Source organism: Streptomyces sp. NPDC020801 (genome assembly GCF_044334385.1).
Taxonomy (GTDB): Bacteria; Actinomycetota; Actinomycetes; order Streptomycetales; family Streptomycetaceae; genus Streptomyces.
The window spans coordinates 1-13,258 of sequence record NZ_JBIRST010000030.1 but is presented as its reverse complement, the minus strand read 5'-3'; the positions used below and the strand labels follow the sequence as shown (position 1 = coordinate 13,258).

Annotated in this window: 12 protein-coding genes; 4 read left to right on the top strand and 8 right to left on the bottom strand. The window is 74.1% G+C overall.

All coding sequences use genetic code 11. From position 1 onward, the window contains the following. Window positions 1-61 precede the first annotated feature (61 nt). Both ACH4UM_RS37040 and ACH4UM_RS37035 read right to left on the bottom strand, forming a co-directional pair. A complete protein-coding gene (locus ACH4UM_RS37040) occupies window positions 62-772 on the bottom strand; it encodes a peptidoglycan-binding protein (RefSeq protein ID WP_398189544.1) in 711 nt (236 codons plus the stop codon). Between the two features lie 124 nt (window positions 773-896). Then, window positions 897-1,730, bottom strand: coding sequence for a hypothetical protein (locus tag ACH4UM_RS37035; RefSeq protein ID WP_398189542.1), 834 nt, complete (start codon window positions 1,728-1,730; stop codon window positions 897-899). Window positions 1,731-1,863: 133 nt separating this feature from the next. On the opposite strand from ACH4UM_RS37035, the gene ACH4UM_RS37030 reads away from it, so the two are divergent. Both ACH4UM_RS37030 and ACH4UM_RS37025 read left to right on the top strand, forming a co-directional pair. Continuing rightward, window positions 1,864-2,625: a TetR family transcriptional regulator gene (locus ACH4UM_RS37030; protein WP_398189541.1), complete on the top strand. Its 762-nt coding sequence runs from the start codon at window positions 1,864-1,866 to the stop codon at window positions 2,623-2,625. 138 nt (window positions 2,626-2,763) lie between these two features. Continuing rightward, on the top strand, window positions 2,764-3,177 hold the full coding sequence (locus ACH4UM_RS37025; protein ID WP_398189539.1) for a Zn-ribbon domain-containing OB-fold protein: 414 nt from the start codon (window positions 2,764-2,766) through the stop codon (window positions 3,175-3,177). A gap of 17 nt (window positions 3,178-3,194) precedes the next feature. Here the strand turns inward: ACH4UM_RS37025 and ACH4UM_RS37020 are convergent, their stop codons facing one another. After that, entirely contained in the window at window positions 3,195-4,511 is a 1,317-nt protein-coding gene (locus ACH4UM_RS37020; RefSeq protein WP_398189536.1) for a glycosyltransferase 87 family protein, read from the bottom strand. 291 nt (window positions 4,512-4,802) lie between these two features. Here ACH4UM_RS37020 and ACH4UM_RS37015 point away from each other — a divergent pair, with 291 nt between their 5' ends. Continuing rightward, the gene (locus ACH4UM_RS37015) at window positions 4,803-7,586 is read left to right on the top strand and encodes an alpha/beta hydrolase family protein (protein ID WP_398189533.1); all 2,784 of its coding nucleotides are present in this window, start codon (window positions 4,803-4,805) and stop codon (window positions 7,584-7,586) included. A gap of 90 nt (window positions 7,587-7,676) precedes the next feature. Here ACH4UM_RS37015 and ACH4UM_RS37010 read toward each other — a convergent pair whose 3' ends face one another. The 3 genes from ACH4UM_RS37010 to ACH4UM_RS37000 all read right to left on the bottom strand — a co-directional run bounded on the left by ACH4UM_RS37010 (window position 7,677) and on the right by ACH4UM_RS37000 (window position 10,116). Then, a complete protein-coding gene (locus ACH4UM_RS37010) occupies window positions 7,677-8,057 on the bottom strand; it encodes a PPOX class F420-dependent oxidoreductase (RefSeq protein ID WP_398189530.1) in 381 nt (126 codons plus the stop codon). A 46-nt stretch (window positions 8,058-8,103) separates the two neighbouring features. Then, window positions 8,104-8,862: a type 1 glutamine amidotransferase domain-containing protein gene (locus ACH4UM_RS37005; protein ID WP_398189527.1), complete on the bottom strand. Its 759-nt coding sequence runs from the start codon at window positions 8,860-8,862 to the stop codon at window positions 8,104-8,106. Window positions 8,863-8,937: 75 nt separating this feature from the next. After that, complete coding sequence (locus tag ACH4UM_RS37000; protein ID WP_398189524.1) at window positions 8,938-10,116, bottom strand: MalY/PatB family protein; 1,179 nt, start codon at window positions 10,114-10,116, stop codon at window positions 8,938-8,940. A gap of 310 nt (window positions 10,117-10,426) precedes the next feature. On the opposite strand from ACH4UM_RS37000, the gene ACH4UM_RS36995 reads away from it, so the two are divergent. Next, window positions 10,427-11,812, top strand: coding sequence for an alpha-lytic protease prodomain-containing protein (locus tag ACH4UM_RS36995; protein ID WP_398189521.1), 1,386 nt, complete (start codon window positions 10,427-10,429; stop codon window positions 11,810-11,812). Window positions 11,813-11,943: 131 nt separating this feature from the next. Here the strand turns inward: ACH4UM_RS36995 and ACH4UM_RS36990 are convergent, their stop codons facing one another. Together ACH4UM_RS36990 and ACH4UM_RS36985 are read right to left on the bottom strand one after the other, a co-directional pair. Next, on the bottom strand, window positions 11,944-12,129 hold the full coding sequence (locus tag ACH4UM_RS36990) for a hypothetical protein (protein ID WP_398189518.1): 186 nt from the start codon (window positions 12,127-12,129) through the stop codon (window positions 11,944-11,946). A gap of 228 nt (window positions 12,130-12,357) precedes the next feature. After that, window positions 12,358-13,053, bottom strand: a complete 696-nt coding sequence (locus ACH4UM_RS36985) for a L,D-transpeptidase family protein (protein ID WP_398189515.1) — start codon at window positions 13,051-13,053, stop codon at window positions 12,358-12,360. Between the last annotated feature and the right edge of the window lie 205 nt (window positions 13,054-13,258).

Sequence of the window (13,258 nt, the reverse complement as noted above, 5' to 3'; positions counted from 1 at the left end):
GCCGCCCGTCGGCCGGGGCCGTGGGCCGGTGCCCACCCGCGTGTACCCGTTCGCCCGGACGTCAACCACCGTCGGACGTCGTACGGGACTCCAGGGACCGGCGCGTGTCGTTGCCGTAGACGCCGGTCTCGTCGCCGCTGATGCCGTACCAGAGCTGGAAGCGTGCCACGGCGGCCTTGAGCGCGGCGTCGTAGCGGCCGCTGGTGGACCCGTCGCGGTAGACGTCCGGCACCCGCAGGAGACGTTGCTGCAGCTCGGCCACCTCCGGGCCGCTGTCGCCCTCGCGCAGCGTGCCGGGGCCGTCCGGATCGGCGGGGCCGGATGCCTCGGTGGGTGCGGGGGTGGTCCCGAAAGCGGTGGAGGCGCCGGCGGACGGGCGCGGGGCGGGGGCCGTGCTCGCCTCGCCCCGGCCGGGCAGCAGGAGGGCGCCGCCGAAGCCCGCCAGGGCGGCCGCGGCGACGGCGACCGCGACGGCGGCCCGGCGCAGTCCGCGGCCCGGCCGGGCGGTACCGCGGCCGGGATCGCGGTCGGGCCGCCGGGGGGCGGACCTCCCGGCCGGCGGCACCGGTGTCACCGGCGGCAGTTCCTGTGTCGCGTCCTCTTCCTGTGCCCCGGGTCGCTCTGGCGGTGCGGCGGTCTCGTGGCCGCCGTTCTGCCGCTGGAACTCCCTCATCAGCTCCGCGAGCGCGTCGGTCCGTCTGGGCCGTATGACGCGGACCGGCTCCAGGGGCGGCCCGTCGTGCGGGCGTCCGCGTCCGGGCGGTGTCGACACACTGCACTCCTTCCGTCCCTGTGCACGTGCCCCATCCCGGGGAGTGATACGTGGCGGCCGCCCCACCGGTTCACGGCCGCCGTCCACCGGCCCCGATCGCCGTGGCCGCCGGTGGTCGCCGTGGTCAGTGCGAGGCGGCGAGAAAACGGCGCAGGGAGGTCTTCAGGGCCGCGACGAAGGCATCCCGGCGTGTGTCGTCCAGGACGTCCAGGGAGAGGTACGGGTTGAGGTCCTCCAGCTCGACCAGCAGCAGTTCGCCGTCCGGGGCGCGGCATGCGTCGACCCGCTGGATGCCGTGGTCGAGGGTGTTCCAGTCGATGAAGCGGCGGGCGAACCCCAGGTCGTCGCCGGTGGGTTCGTACGGTCGCAGCTGCCAGCGCCGCCGCGGGTCCGGGGCGTACAGGGCGTACTGGAAGTCGTGGTCGACGAAGTAGAAGGAGATCTCGTGGGCGAAGTCGATGCGCGGCTGGACGAGGACGGTGCCGTCGGCGAGGCCGGGCAGCTGCCCGGCGGGGACGGTGCGCAGCCCTATGGAGTCGGCACCCAGCTTCGGCTTGACCACGTAGCGGTCCGCCGCCGGGAGCAGGTGCAGGTCCTCGGCGCGGTCGACGGTGGGGATGACCGGGTGCCCGGCGGCGGTCAGGTCCAGGAGGTACTGCTTTCCGGCCATGTCCGCCCGGCCCGTGAGCGGGTTGTAGACCCGGGTGGCACGTGCCAGCGCCCGGGTCCGGAAGTCGTCGTAGGCCGCCCGGTACTCCAGGACGGGCCCGCTGTTGCGGACCACGACGGCGTCGAAGGCGTCCATCAGCGCGGCCGCGTCCCGAGGGTGGCACAGAGCCAGGTCGAGGTCCTCGCGGAGGCGGGCGGTCAGCTGGATGTCCTCGTCGCAGTAGCGGCGGCCACGTGCCGGGTACGCCAGGTCGGAGACGTAGAGGACGCGGGGACGTGCGGGCGGCATACGGGGCTCCTGAGGGGCATGGTCGGCGGAGAAAGGTTACTTCGCCGGGTCCTGCGCCTGGTATGTGCACTCAGTTCCCTCCCAACAGCGCACTGAGTGCCATATGCCCCGGTCGGATGCTACGTTCCCGTCCATGAGCTCCAGCAGCGCGGCGCCCCGTCGCGGCGAGAAGGCGCAGGCGGCGACCGGAAAGCCGGCCATGCGGGACGCCCTGGTGGCGGCCGCGTTCCGGCTGTTCCTGGAGCGGGGGTACGAACAGACCACCGTCGACGACATCGTGACGCTCGCCGGGGTCGGGCGGCGCTCGTTCTTCCGCTACTTCCCGTCGAAGGAGGACGTCGTCTTCCCCGACCACGAGCGGTGCCTGGCCGACATGACGGCCTTCCTCGCCGCCGGCGGCGACGAGGACGAGCCCGTGCAGCGGGTCTGCGACGCGGCCCGGCTGGTGCTGCTGATGTACGCCGAGAACCCGACGTTCTCCGTGCAGCGCTACCGGCTCACCAAGCAGGTTCCGGGACTGCGGGCGTACGAACTGTCGGTGGTGTGGCGCTACGAGCGCGCCCTCGCCGAGTACCTGCGCGAACGGTTCGCCGCACGGCGGGACGGCACGCTGAAGGCCGATGTGATCGCCGCCGCCGTGGTCGCCGCGCACAACAACGCCCTGCGTTCCTGGCTGCGTTCGGACGGCGAGGGCGACGCGAGCGCGGCGGTGGACCACGCCCTGGGGTATGTGCGGGCCGCCTTCGGTCACACCCCGCCGGCTGCGCACGAAGGGCGGCACCCGGCCGAGGAGGAGGACGTGGTGGTCGTCGTGTCGCGACGCGGGGCGCCGTTGTGGCGGGTGGTGCAGGAGATCGAGACGACGCTCGCGGAGGGCCGTCCCTCCCGAAATTGAGGGTACGGAGTGCCTTTACGAGTGGCACTGAGTGCCATACTCTGTGGTCGTGCACGGTGGCACGGCGAGCCGCGCACAGGCGTGCGCCGACGCTCCGCGCACGCCGGATTTCCGGCCGAACGCAGGGAGTTGACCAGCGTGTACCACCACTCAGGAAACACCGTTCGTCCGGCGGCCGGCTCCGCGACCGGCCTCCTCGAACCCGAGGCGCGCGACCCGGAAGCCCTGTACTTCCAGCGCTGCGCCTGGTGCGGCACCGCCATGTACCACCGGCTGCTGTGTCCGGTCTGCCGGGGCAGCGAGCTGCGGACCGAGCGCAGCGAGGGCACCGGCACGGTCCGCCACTCCACCGTGGTGCACCGCAACACGCCCGCCGCGCGCAATGTGTCGCTGGTCGAGATGAGCGAGGGGTTCATCGTGCGCGGCCGGGTCATGGGCCCGCCCATCGGCATCCACAGCGGCGACCGGGTCCGGCTGTCCACGGCGAAGGATCCCGTGCGCAGCGAACCGGTCTTCCAGCTGCTGGACGAGCCCTACCGCGCCTGGAGCTGAACAGCCGCCGACCGCCGTCACGGCGGCGCGGACCCGTCCCCCGCCCGGTCCCGTGACCGCACGGCACCGGCACCGGCACCGGCACCGGCGAGACCGCCGTGCCCGCCGTGGTATCTGTGTTCGCGAGCGTGGCCTGCCTCGTCGCGCACGGCGCCGAGGGCCGGGGCGAGCAGGGTCAGCACCGCGCACAGGGCGTAGACGCATCCGGCCCAGGCCAGCAGTGCCGGGTAGGGGCTCGGGTGCGCCAGGTGGTCCTCCGCGCGGATCAGCAACGGCACCACGCGGCCGGCGGCCGCCAGGGCCCAGGCGGCCAGGGCGAGCCGGCCGAGCAGGTGCCGCCGGTAGGGGCCGTGGACCAGCCAGATCATGGCGGGCAGGCACCAGATCCAGTGATGGCTCCACGAGACGGGGCACACCAGCAGCCCGTACAGCTCCGCGCCCACGAGTACCCCGAGCCGGTCGCGCCGCCGTGCGGCGCTCAGCAGCGCGGCCGCCGCCAGCAGGGTCACCAGCACCAGAACGGCCCACCAGGCCACGGAGGCCGCGACGCCCTGACCCAGCAGCCGTTCGGCCGCTCCGCGCAGGGACTGGTTGCGCACCGACCACACCGGGCCGATCCGCCGGGTGTCGGTCACCAGTGCCGACCAGTAGCGAGCCGACTCACCGGGAGCGACGCACCACGTCAGGACCGTGGCCGCGACCCCGGTTCCGGCGGCCCACGCCGCCGCCCGCCACTGCCGGTTCACCAGCAGATACAGTCCACCGACGGCCGGGGTCAGCTTCACCGCGGCGGCGAGCCCCACGGCCGCGCCCCGGGCCGCCGCCGCACGGGGCACGGCAAGGCCGTGGACGACCACGGCGCCCAGCACCAGATTGACCTGACCCTGGTCAAGGGTGTGCCGCACGGGTTCGAGCCAGAGCCCCACCGCCGACCAGAGCAGTGCGGGATTCCTCGCCCCGCCGCCGGGGCGCGGGCGCAGCAGCCGTACGGCGCACCCGGCGACGACGAGCAGCGCCCCCACCGAGACGACCTGCCACAGTACGACCGCGGCCGGCCAGGGAAGGCAGGAGAGCGGCAGGAACACCAGCGCGGCGAACGGCGGGTAGGTGAACGGCAGCAGCGGAATGGGCGGACCGGTGTGCACGGCGTAGTCGTACAGGCCGCCGGAGAGCAGATGCGGTGCGGCCCCGTGGTAGACGCGCAGGTCCAGCGGCTCGGTCGGATGGGTGGCGACGGCCAGTACGTGCAGTGCCAGCGAGACGGCGAGACACCAGCCGGCACGGCGGGTGAGCCACTGTCCGATCCCCCGGCCCCTGGCCCGGATTCCCTTCACCGCACCTGCCCCGTCGCGTCCACAGCGCCCGCAGCCTAGCCCAGCGCGTACCCCGCCGGCCCGCGGCCACGCGGAGCACCGCGCCAATCGCCCCTTTTCCGGCACCGGTTGGTGTGACCGCCCCGCCCCGGCTCCGGTTGGCGGGATCGCGCCGCCGGAAGCGTCCACCGCCCCTTCACAGGCAACCCACAGCCTTCACCCCCCGTCCTCCGGGGCGCGAGGGGCCCCCGTGACCGAGGAGGCTCCCGCGCTCGTGTGCAGGAGGAAGCCCGTGTTCCGAGGAGGGGACCATTGATCCGTGCCCGGCGAATAGGGGTCACCGCCGTGGCGGTGCTCGCCATGGCGGGGGCGGCGCCCGCAGCGGCGCAGGCCCAACAGCCGCCCGGCCAGCGGCCGTCAGCAGTGGCGGCCGACAGCGAGGGCGGCCTCCCACCCGGCTGGAGCGTGACGGGGAAGGGGCCCGGCCGCGAACTGGTGTGGCGGTCGGGCAGACCGGTGCCCATGGGGGACGCGCGGGTGGAGTTCTACACCGGGAGCCGCCTGCTCGGCCGGCCGCTGCCCGCGGCGGACGGCCGCACCTTCCGGCTCGCCCTCGGCCAGGCGCGCGCCGCCGATCTGCAGAGCCTTCAGGTCCGCGCCTCCGGGAAGCGGTTGGACGCACCCGGCGCGACGGCGCGGACACCCGGACGCGGCGCACTGGCCGCGGACCGGCCGCCCGCACAGCTGCCGGCGAACGCCGTCGACCCCGGCAGGCCGGGCCCGTACCGCACCGCCACCGGTGAGTACACCCTCGACTCCGTCCGCCTGCCCGGCTTCCGGGCCCCCGTCGAGATGCGCGCCGTCGTGGTCGCCCCCAAGGGCGCGACGGGCCGCCGTCCGCTGGCGCTGTTCCTGCACGGCCGCCACGGCACCTGCTACAAACCGCACAGCGAGGACGTGACCGGCGACTGGCCCTGCCCGTCGGGCACCGGACCGATCCCCAGCTACCGCGGTTACCTGCAGGACCAGCGGCTCCTGGCCTCCCAGGGATATGTGACGGTGTCGGTCTCGGCCAACGGCATCAACGGCCAGGACTTCGCGGCCGAGGACGGCGGCGCACAGGCCCGCTCCTCGCTCGTGCGGCTGCATCTGGCCCACTGGGCCGACTGGGCCGACCACCCGGGCACGGCCCCCGACGCCGTACGCCAAGCGCCGAAGGCGGACCTCTCGCGAGTCCTGCTGGTGGGGCACTCACGCGGCGGCGAGGGCGTCAACCGCGCCGCCATGGACAGCCTCTATCCGCCGCCCGCCGACGAGGACGGCGCGCACGGCCCCGCCCGCTGGCACGTCAGCGGCACCGTACTGATCGGCCCGACCGTCTTCGGCCAGAATCCGGTCGCCGACGTGCCGTCCACGACGATCCTGCCGGGCTGCGACGGCGACGTCTCCGACCTGCAGGGCGAGGTGTACGTCGACGGCACCCGCCAGGTAAGCCGCGGCACCGCACTGCACAGCGCGGTGTACGTGGTCGGCGCCGACCACAACTTCTTCAACACCGAGTGGACCCCGGGCAAGGCCCAGGCACCCGCCGAGGACGACTTCTACGACGACCCCGGCCACCACGACCCCATCTGCTCGCCCCGCGCCCGAACCCGCCTGACGGCCGACCAGCAGCACCGGGCCGGGTCCGTCTACATCGCCGCGGCGGCCCGGCTGTTCCTCGCCGGTGACGACCGGGTGCGCCCGCTGCTGGATGGCTCCGGCTTCCGGGCGCCCTCGGCGGACCCCGCGCGGGTGTTCACGCACGCCGTGGGCGCCGGGCGCACCGGCGGTCTCCTGCCGGACGGGCCGGTCACGGTGACCGGCGGCCGGCTGTGCTCGGCGGTGGACCCCAGGGCGTCCGTCGCCTGTCTCGGCTCCGGCGCGACCGGTGGCTCGCCGCACTTCGCACAGTGGGAGACCGACCGCGAGGCCGGCCGCCGCGCGGTCGCGCTGCGCTGGTCGGCGGCCGGCACCCCGGTGCGCGTACGGCCCGCCGTGCCCGTCTCCCTGAACGGCGCCAAGGACCTCGCCCTGCGCGTGTTCGTACCGCCGAACAGCTCCGGCACCCGGCTGGACGTGTCCCTCACCGACGCCTCCGGCCGCCGGGCCACGCTCGGCCGGGTCCGCGTCGACGGGCTGCCCGGCAGCGAGCGGACCACCTCCTACTGGGCGCGCGAGCTGCGCCTGCCGCTGACCGCCGCCACCCGCGCCGGACTCGACCTGCGCCGTGTCGGCTCCCTGGAGCTGACTCCGCGCACCCGCTCCGGCCAGGCCTGGCTGATGGACGCCTGGGGCTGGCGCCCCGGCACCCCGGCCGTGCGGGCGGCCGCGCTGCCCCGCGTCGACATCGGCCGGCTGACGGTCAAGGAAGGCGACTCGGGCGTACGCACCTACCGGGTGCCGGTCCGGGTGTCCGGGCACGGCAGCGGGCAGGTGCGGCTGTACGTCCTCGACCCGCGCACCGGCCGGGCCAAGGACCGGCTGGTGACGGTGCGGCCGGGCGGGCACGACATCGACGTGCCGGTACGGGTCCAGGGCAACACCCGCTTCGGCCCGGACCTGGCGTACGACATCCTGGTCAAGGCGGTCCGCACCTCGGTGATCGGCTCCTACCGGGGCGGGGTGAGGGTCGAGAACGACGATCCGCGTCCCACGGTCACCGTCACGCCGCTCGCCGACCGGGTCACCGAGGGGCAGCCCCTGAGGTGGCGGGTGAACCTGTCCACGGCCGCCGACACGGACGTCTCGGCGCAGTTCGCCGTGCAGCCCGTCACCGGCGGTCCGGAGCTGTCCACCAAGGACGTCGACGCCAAGTGGCTCAGGGAGACGGCCGGTGAGTCGCCCGACCCGGAGCGGCCGCTCTCCAAGGTCGGGTACCTGACTCTGTGGGCGTCCGTCCCCGCGGGCAGGACGACTGCCGAGGTGTCCGTGCCGACGGTGAAGGACCGGGTCAGGGAGCAGGCCGAGGAGGTCCGCTTCCAGCTGACCGACGACTCCGGCCGGCCGCACGACGGGGGCGCGGTGCTCTCCGGCACGGTGCTCGACGCGTCGTAGCCGCCCCGCCGACCCGGCAGCCGCCCGCGTGGTCCCCCTCGGGGCCGCGCGGCCGGCTGCCGCCGTGCTCGCGCGGCTTCGGCGAACCCGTCAGAGCATGACCCGGATCCCGACCGTCCCCCGCCGGCCCCGGCGCAGCCGGCTGCCCAGCAGGGTGAGGCGGCCGATCAGCCCGTACTTGCGGGCGATGAGACCGCGGTAGCGGTCGCTGGTGTCCGGGTCGCAGACCTCCGCCCGCGCCGCGACCTGCTCGCCGGTCGGGTGGCCGCGCACGTCGCAGGGGCCGACGAGGACGTCGGCGCGGTTGCGGATCCGCCTGACCTTCCAGGAGTCGGCGGCCGTCCACACACCGAGCGCCTCGCCGTCCCGCACCACCCAGACCGGGGTGGCGACCGGCGTGCCGTTCTTGCGGTAGCTGGTGATCAGCACGTACTTGCCGGCCGCGAGCCGCTCCAGCGGGGTGTCGTCCATGCGCGGCAGTGTAGGACGGCCGTGCCTAGTGCTGTGGCCGGAAGCACTAGGCCGGCGTCCGGGGCTGGAGGAGGTTCAGGAAGCGGCGTGCGAAGAGGTAGGCGTCGCCGGGCCAGCGGGCCGACACATAGCTGCCGTCCTGGACGGCGAACGCGTGCGTGTCGTCGGTCCGGGTGCCGCGCCGGGTGAGCTCGCGGGGGCCGCGTGCGAACTGCGTGTCCGGGTCGTCGAGGGCGGCGCGCACCTCGTCCTCGACGTAGGCCGGGTACGTGCGGTAGTAACGGCCCAGGCGCCAGGCGGTGGTCAAGTAGGCCGTGCGTTCCATGTACTTGGGCAGACAGGTCGTCCGCCGGCCGGCCAGCGCGCTGCGGCCCGTGGCGGGGTCCCGGGTGCGGGCGAGGACCAGTACGCCGTGGCAGATCGCGCCGACCGGACGCCCCAGCGCCCAGAAACGGGCGACCTGTCCCCGCAGTTCCGGCGAGCCGAGGTACTGCCGCATGCCGGGCGCGTGGCCGCCCGGCAGGAGCAGCCCGTCGAAGGAGGTGACGTCCAGCTCGGACCAGGCGGCGGTGGCGGAGAACTCCGGTGCCCGGGTGAGCTGTTGGTAGAACAGCCTCGGCTCGTCGGCGGCGCCCAGCTGCCCGAAGAGCACTCCGGTCAGCAGGCGCGGGTCCGCGGCGGGCCGGGTGCCGGCCCGTTCGGTGGCGAGGACGACCTCGTGTCCGGCGTCGGTGAGCAGCCGCCAGGGCACGGCGACCTCGGTGACGTCGAAGTCCCGGTCGGGGACCGGCATCAGCACGCGCATGGGCCCATCATGGCAGCCGGACCATGTGTCCATGACAGTGCGTCGGTACGCCCGGCGGGGACGGTCGGTGCCGCCTCACCCGAGGGCCGCCGCCATCCGCCGTACCGCCTCCGTGACCAGCTCCGGCGAGGTGCCCAGGTTCAGGCGTACGTGTCCGGCGCCGCCCGTGCCGAAGGGGAGGCCGGAGCTGAGCGCGACCCGGCCGCGGTCGAGGAAGACCTGGGCCGGGTCGTCGCCCAGACCGAGGGCGCGGCAGTCCAGCCAGGCGAGGTAGGTGGCCCGGCCGGGGCGGTGGGCGATGCCGGGAAGGTGTTCGGCAAGCAGGCCGGCGAGCAGCCGGCGGTTGCCGTCGAGGCCGGCCAGCAGGGCGTCCAGCCAGGGAATGCCGTCGCGCAGCGCGGCGGTGTGGGCGATCACGCCCACGTGGCTCGCACCGTCGGCGACCTCCTCGGGCAGCCGGGCCAGGTCGTCGGCGGCCCCGGGACCCGCGACGGCGAGGGCGGCCTTGAGGCCCGGCAGGTTCCAGCCCTTGGACGCCGACATCAGCGACAGGCCCCGCTCCCCGCCCGGCACGCTGAGGTAGGGCACGAAGCGCGCGCCGCCGGCGAGGAGCGGGGCGTGGATCTCGTCGGCGACGACCCGCACGCCGTACCGGTCGGCCAGGGCGGCCACGGCGGTGAGTTCACCGGCGGTGTGCACGGTGCCGGTCGGGTTCTGCGGGCTGCACAGCAGGTAGGCGGCGCGCCGGCCGCCCGCGACGGCGCCTTCGAACGCCTCCTGGAGCGCACCGGGATCCAGGCGCCCGTCCGCGCCGAGCGGGGCCTGAACGACGCGCCGGTCCATGTGCGTCACGAACTGGAAGAACGGCGGATACACCGGCGGGCTGACGACCACCGGGTCCCCGGGCCCGGTCACCAGCTTGAGCATCTCCACGACGCCCAGCATCACGTCGGGCACGAGCGCGGTGCGCTCCACCGCGAGTCCGTCCCAGCCCCACCGCTTGTCCGCGAAGGCGGCCAGCGCCTCGGCGTAGGCGGTGCCCGCAGCGTAACCGGTGTCCCCGAGCGCCAGCGCGTCCGTGACCGCGCGGACCACGGGTTCGGCCAGCGGCACGTCCATCTCGGCCACCCACAGCGGCAGCACGTCGGCCGGGTAGGTGCGCCACTTCTGGCTCGTACGGCGCCGCAGGTCGTCGAGGGTGAGGATGCGCAGGGGACTGGGTTCACCGGACGTGTCGTGCGGGATCCTGTTCATGGCCAAAAGATAGGGGGCTCGTCGTGTGACCTGGAACGACGGGGGCGGGCCGACGCGGCGGACGGCACGGGGCCGGACACCGAAGGCCGATCGCCGGCATCACCCGCGAGGTCGCCTCGGACGAGCAGGTTCCCCGGTCGGCTCCGCCGCCCGCGCCACCTGTCGACCGCACCGGGCGACCACACCGGGCCGAAAGAAGATCACCCGGGTGCTGAACACGGCCGGGCCGCGCCACGTATGGAGGAAGGGCGCTCAAGGACCGGAGGGCCCGGCGGTGTTGAGACCGTGTGTTCGGGTTCGGGAGCCACGCATGAGGCACGCACGACGACGGGTCGTCCGGCGAGTGACACGGCTGACGGCCGTGGCGGGACTCCTCCTGGGAGGGGCGATGGTCACGCAGGCGGCGATGGCCAGTGAGACTCCCCGCGCCTCCGCCGCCCTGCGCAGCGCGACGCAGCCGGCCGCCGGGCCCGGTGCCGGGCTGGTGGCGCGGCTCGGCGCGGCTCGGACGGCGGGCAGCTGGATCGGCTCCGACGGGCGTACGGTCGTGGCCGTGACCGACGGGCAGGCGGCCGCCGAGGTACGGCGGGCGGGTGCCGAGGCCAAGGTCGTGCGGCACAGCATGGACGAGCTGAAGGCGGCCACGGCGACCCTGCGCGCGGCGCCCCGGGTGGCGGGCACTGCCTGGGTGATGGACTACCGCACCAACCGGGTGACGGTCGAGGCCGACAGCACCGTCTCCGCCGGCGACTGGGCCCGGATGACCAAGGTCGCCGACGGCATCGGCAGCTTCGTGCGCATGGAGCGCACCCAGGGCACGTTCACCACCCGGCTGAACGGGGCGCAGCCCATTCTGTCGACCGGCGGCCGCTGCTCGGCCGGCTTCAACGTGACCAACGGGCGCAGCGACTTCATCCTCACCGCCGGGCACTGCGGACCGACCGGTTCCATCTGGTTCGCGGACAACCAGGGCAACCAGCAGCTGGGCAAGACGGTCGGCGGGGCCTTCCCGGGCAATGACTTCTCGCTGGTGCAGTACGCCTCCGGGAGCGCCGGGCAGGGCGCCGACGTGGTGGCGATCGGCGGCGGCAACGGCGTACGGATCACGGGTGCGGCCGATCCGGCCGTGGGGCAGCGGGTGTTCCGCAGCGGCTCCACGAGCGGCCTGCACGACGGCGAGGTGACCGGCCTGAACGCGACCGTGAACTATCCCGAGGGCACCGTCACCGGCCTGATCCAGACCACGGTGTGCGCCGAGCCGGGCGACAGCGGCGGGCCGCTGTTCTCCGAGGGGATCGCGCTCGGGGTGACGTCGGGCGGCAGCGGCGACTGCAAGACCGGCGGTACGACCTTCTTCCAGCCGGTGACCAAGGCGCTGACCGCGCTGGGCGTGAAGCTGATCGTGTCGGCGCCGCAGCAGGGCGCCGGGCAGAGCGGAGTGCCCTCCGGCGCCCCGTCCGCCGCTGCGACCCACAGCGCCATCGCGCCCGGGGCCGTGTCGCCGGGGTCGTCGGCGCCGGTGACGGGCGGCACGGACGCCACCACTCTGCTGGCCCGGCTGTCCGACCCGCACAACGTCGGTCCCGGTCTGCTCGTCATCGCCGGCAGCCTGATCGCGCTGGTCGCCACCCGCTGGATTCGCGCGGAGCAGGATCGCAAGGCGTACCAGCGGCAGTACTCGGCGACGTGGAGCTGACCGGCGGCGCCACGGCCGGTCGCGGAGGCCGGTGAGGTCGCGGAGGCCGGTGTGAGAAGGGCACCCATGGACTCATGGGTGCCCGGGGACGGTGGTCCGATGTCCGGCCGCGGCCGGAGAGGAGGGGCGGTTCAGGCCGCCCTGACCGGGTGCGGAGCGGCCGCGGCCCACTCCATGACGAGGCGCTGGTACTCCTCGCGCTGTTCGGTGGTCAGTGTCCCGCCCGACCGGCGCCACAGGGCCCGGATCTCCTCGTTGACCTCCGCGGCCGATCGCTCGGAGAGGGGTTCAACAGTGGTGGACATGTCGTGAAGCATATGCCGAGCAACGTGAAGGCGTTGTGAATAAACACTGTCCGATATGGACATATCGGACAGTGTTACTCATCACGTCAATTGGGCAGCGCTGATCAGGGAGTTCACCCCTCGGCCACCCCCCGCGCTCAGCGGGATCGGCCACCGTGACTCCCGTCACATCCACCGGCCCGGCCCCACCCTCCCCGGCGAGGAGGGTCCTCCGCGAGGACCTCCGCGCCGGCGCTGTGCTCAGGTGCCCGGCTTGCGGCCGTACACGAACACGTCGTCACCCTTCTTCAGCAGCGACCAGTACTTCCTGGCGTCCGTCGCCGTCATGTTGACGCAGCCGTGCGAGCCCGGCGGGTTCCACATGCTCAGCCCCACCGAGTGGAAGGCCTGACCGCCGTCGAAGAACTGGCTGTAGGGCATCGGCACGTTGTAGATCGTCGAGACGTGGTCGATGTCCCGCCAGTAGATCTTCTTCAGGCCGGTACGGGTCTCGTACCCGTCACGGCCGGTGCGCACCGGCACCGGCCCGTACACCAGGCGGCCGCCGTCCTGTATCCAGCTGAGCTGGAGCGTGAGGTTGACGCAGGCGATACGGCCCTTGTTGACGGGACACCTGCCGTCCTTGTTGGGGTTCTTCCCCACGGCCCTCTGCTTGTTCATCAGGTCCATCACGCCCCAGGTGACGGGGCCCGCGTAGCCGATGGCGGGCGTGATGCCATGCTTGTTCTGGAAGGCCTGGATGGCCCTGCAGTCGGCGGCCGACTGCCGTCCGTCGACCGGCCGCCCGAGGAACTTCTCCACCTGCTTCTGGTACGGCCCCGTCTGCGTCGTGCAGCTCGCCGCCTGCGCCGGCGTGGCGCCGAGCGCGACCGCGAGCGGCGCGACCAGTCCCGTGACGCCTAGTACGACGGCTCCCCGTCTGCCCGTGTTCCTCATGACGGCCCTCCCCGTGGCTGCGGTCCAACGCTCTCGGACAGCTAGACCCCTGCCGGGCGAGGACGGTTGTAAAGCAGCTCACACCGAGACGAAACGGTGACACTGGGGGGGGGGGGGGGGGGGGGGCCGCGGGGGGCGGGGGGGGCGGGGGGGGGGGGGGGGGGGGGGGGGGGGGGGGGGGGGGGGGGGCGGGGGGCGGGGCGGG

Coding starts and splice junctions, on each gene's coding strand:
- ACH4UM_RS37035 (WP_398189542.1), bottom strand. CDS start 1,730: ATGCCGCCCGCACGTCCCCGCGTCCTCTACGTCTCCGACCTGGCGTAC.
- ACH4UM_RS37030 (WP_398189541.1), top strand. CDS start 1,864: ATGAGCTCCAGCAGCGCGGCGCCCCGTCGCGGCGAGAAGGCGCAGGCG.
- ACH4UM_RS37010 (WP_398189530.1), bottom strand. CDS start 8,057: ATGGACGACACCCCGCTGGAGCGGCTCGCGGCCGGCAAGTACGTGCTG.
- ACH4UM_RS37005 (WP_398189527.1), bottom strand. CDS start 8,862: ATGCGCGTGCTGATGCCGGTCCCCGACCGGGACTTCGACGTCACCGAG.
- ACH4UM_RS37000 (WP_398189524.1), bottom strand. CDS start 10,116: ATGAACAGGATCCCGCACGACACGTCCGGTGAACCCAGTCCCCTGCGC.
- ACH4UM_RS36995 (WP_398189521.1), top strand. CDS start 10,427: ATGAGGCACGCACGACGACGGGTCGTCCGGCGAGTGACACGGCTGACG.
- ACH4UM_RS36990 (WP_398189518.1), bottom strand. CDS start 12,129: ATGCTTCACGACATGTCCACCACTGTTGAACCCCTCTCCGAGCGATCG.
- ACH4UM_RS36985 (WP_398189515.1), bottom strand. CDS start 13,053: ATGAGGAACACGGGCAGACGGGGAGCCGTCGTACTAGGCGTCACGGGA.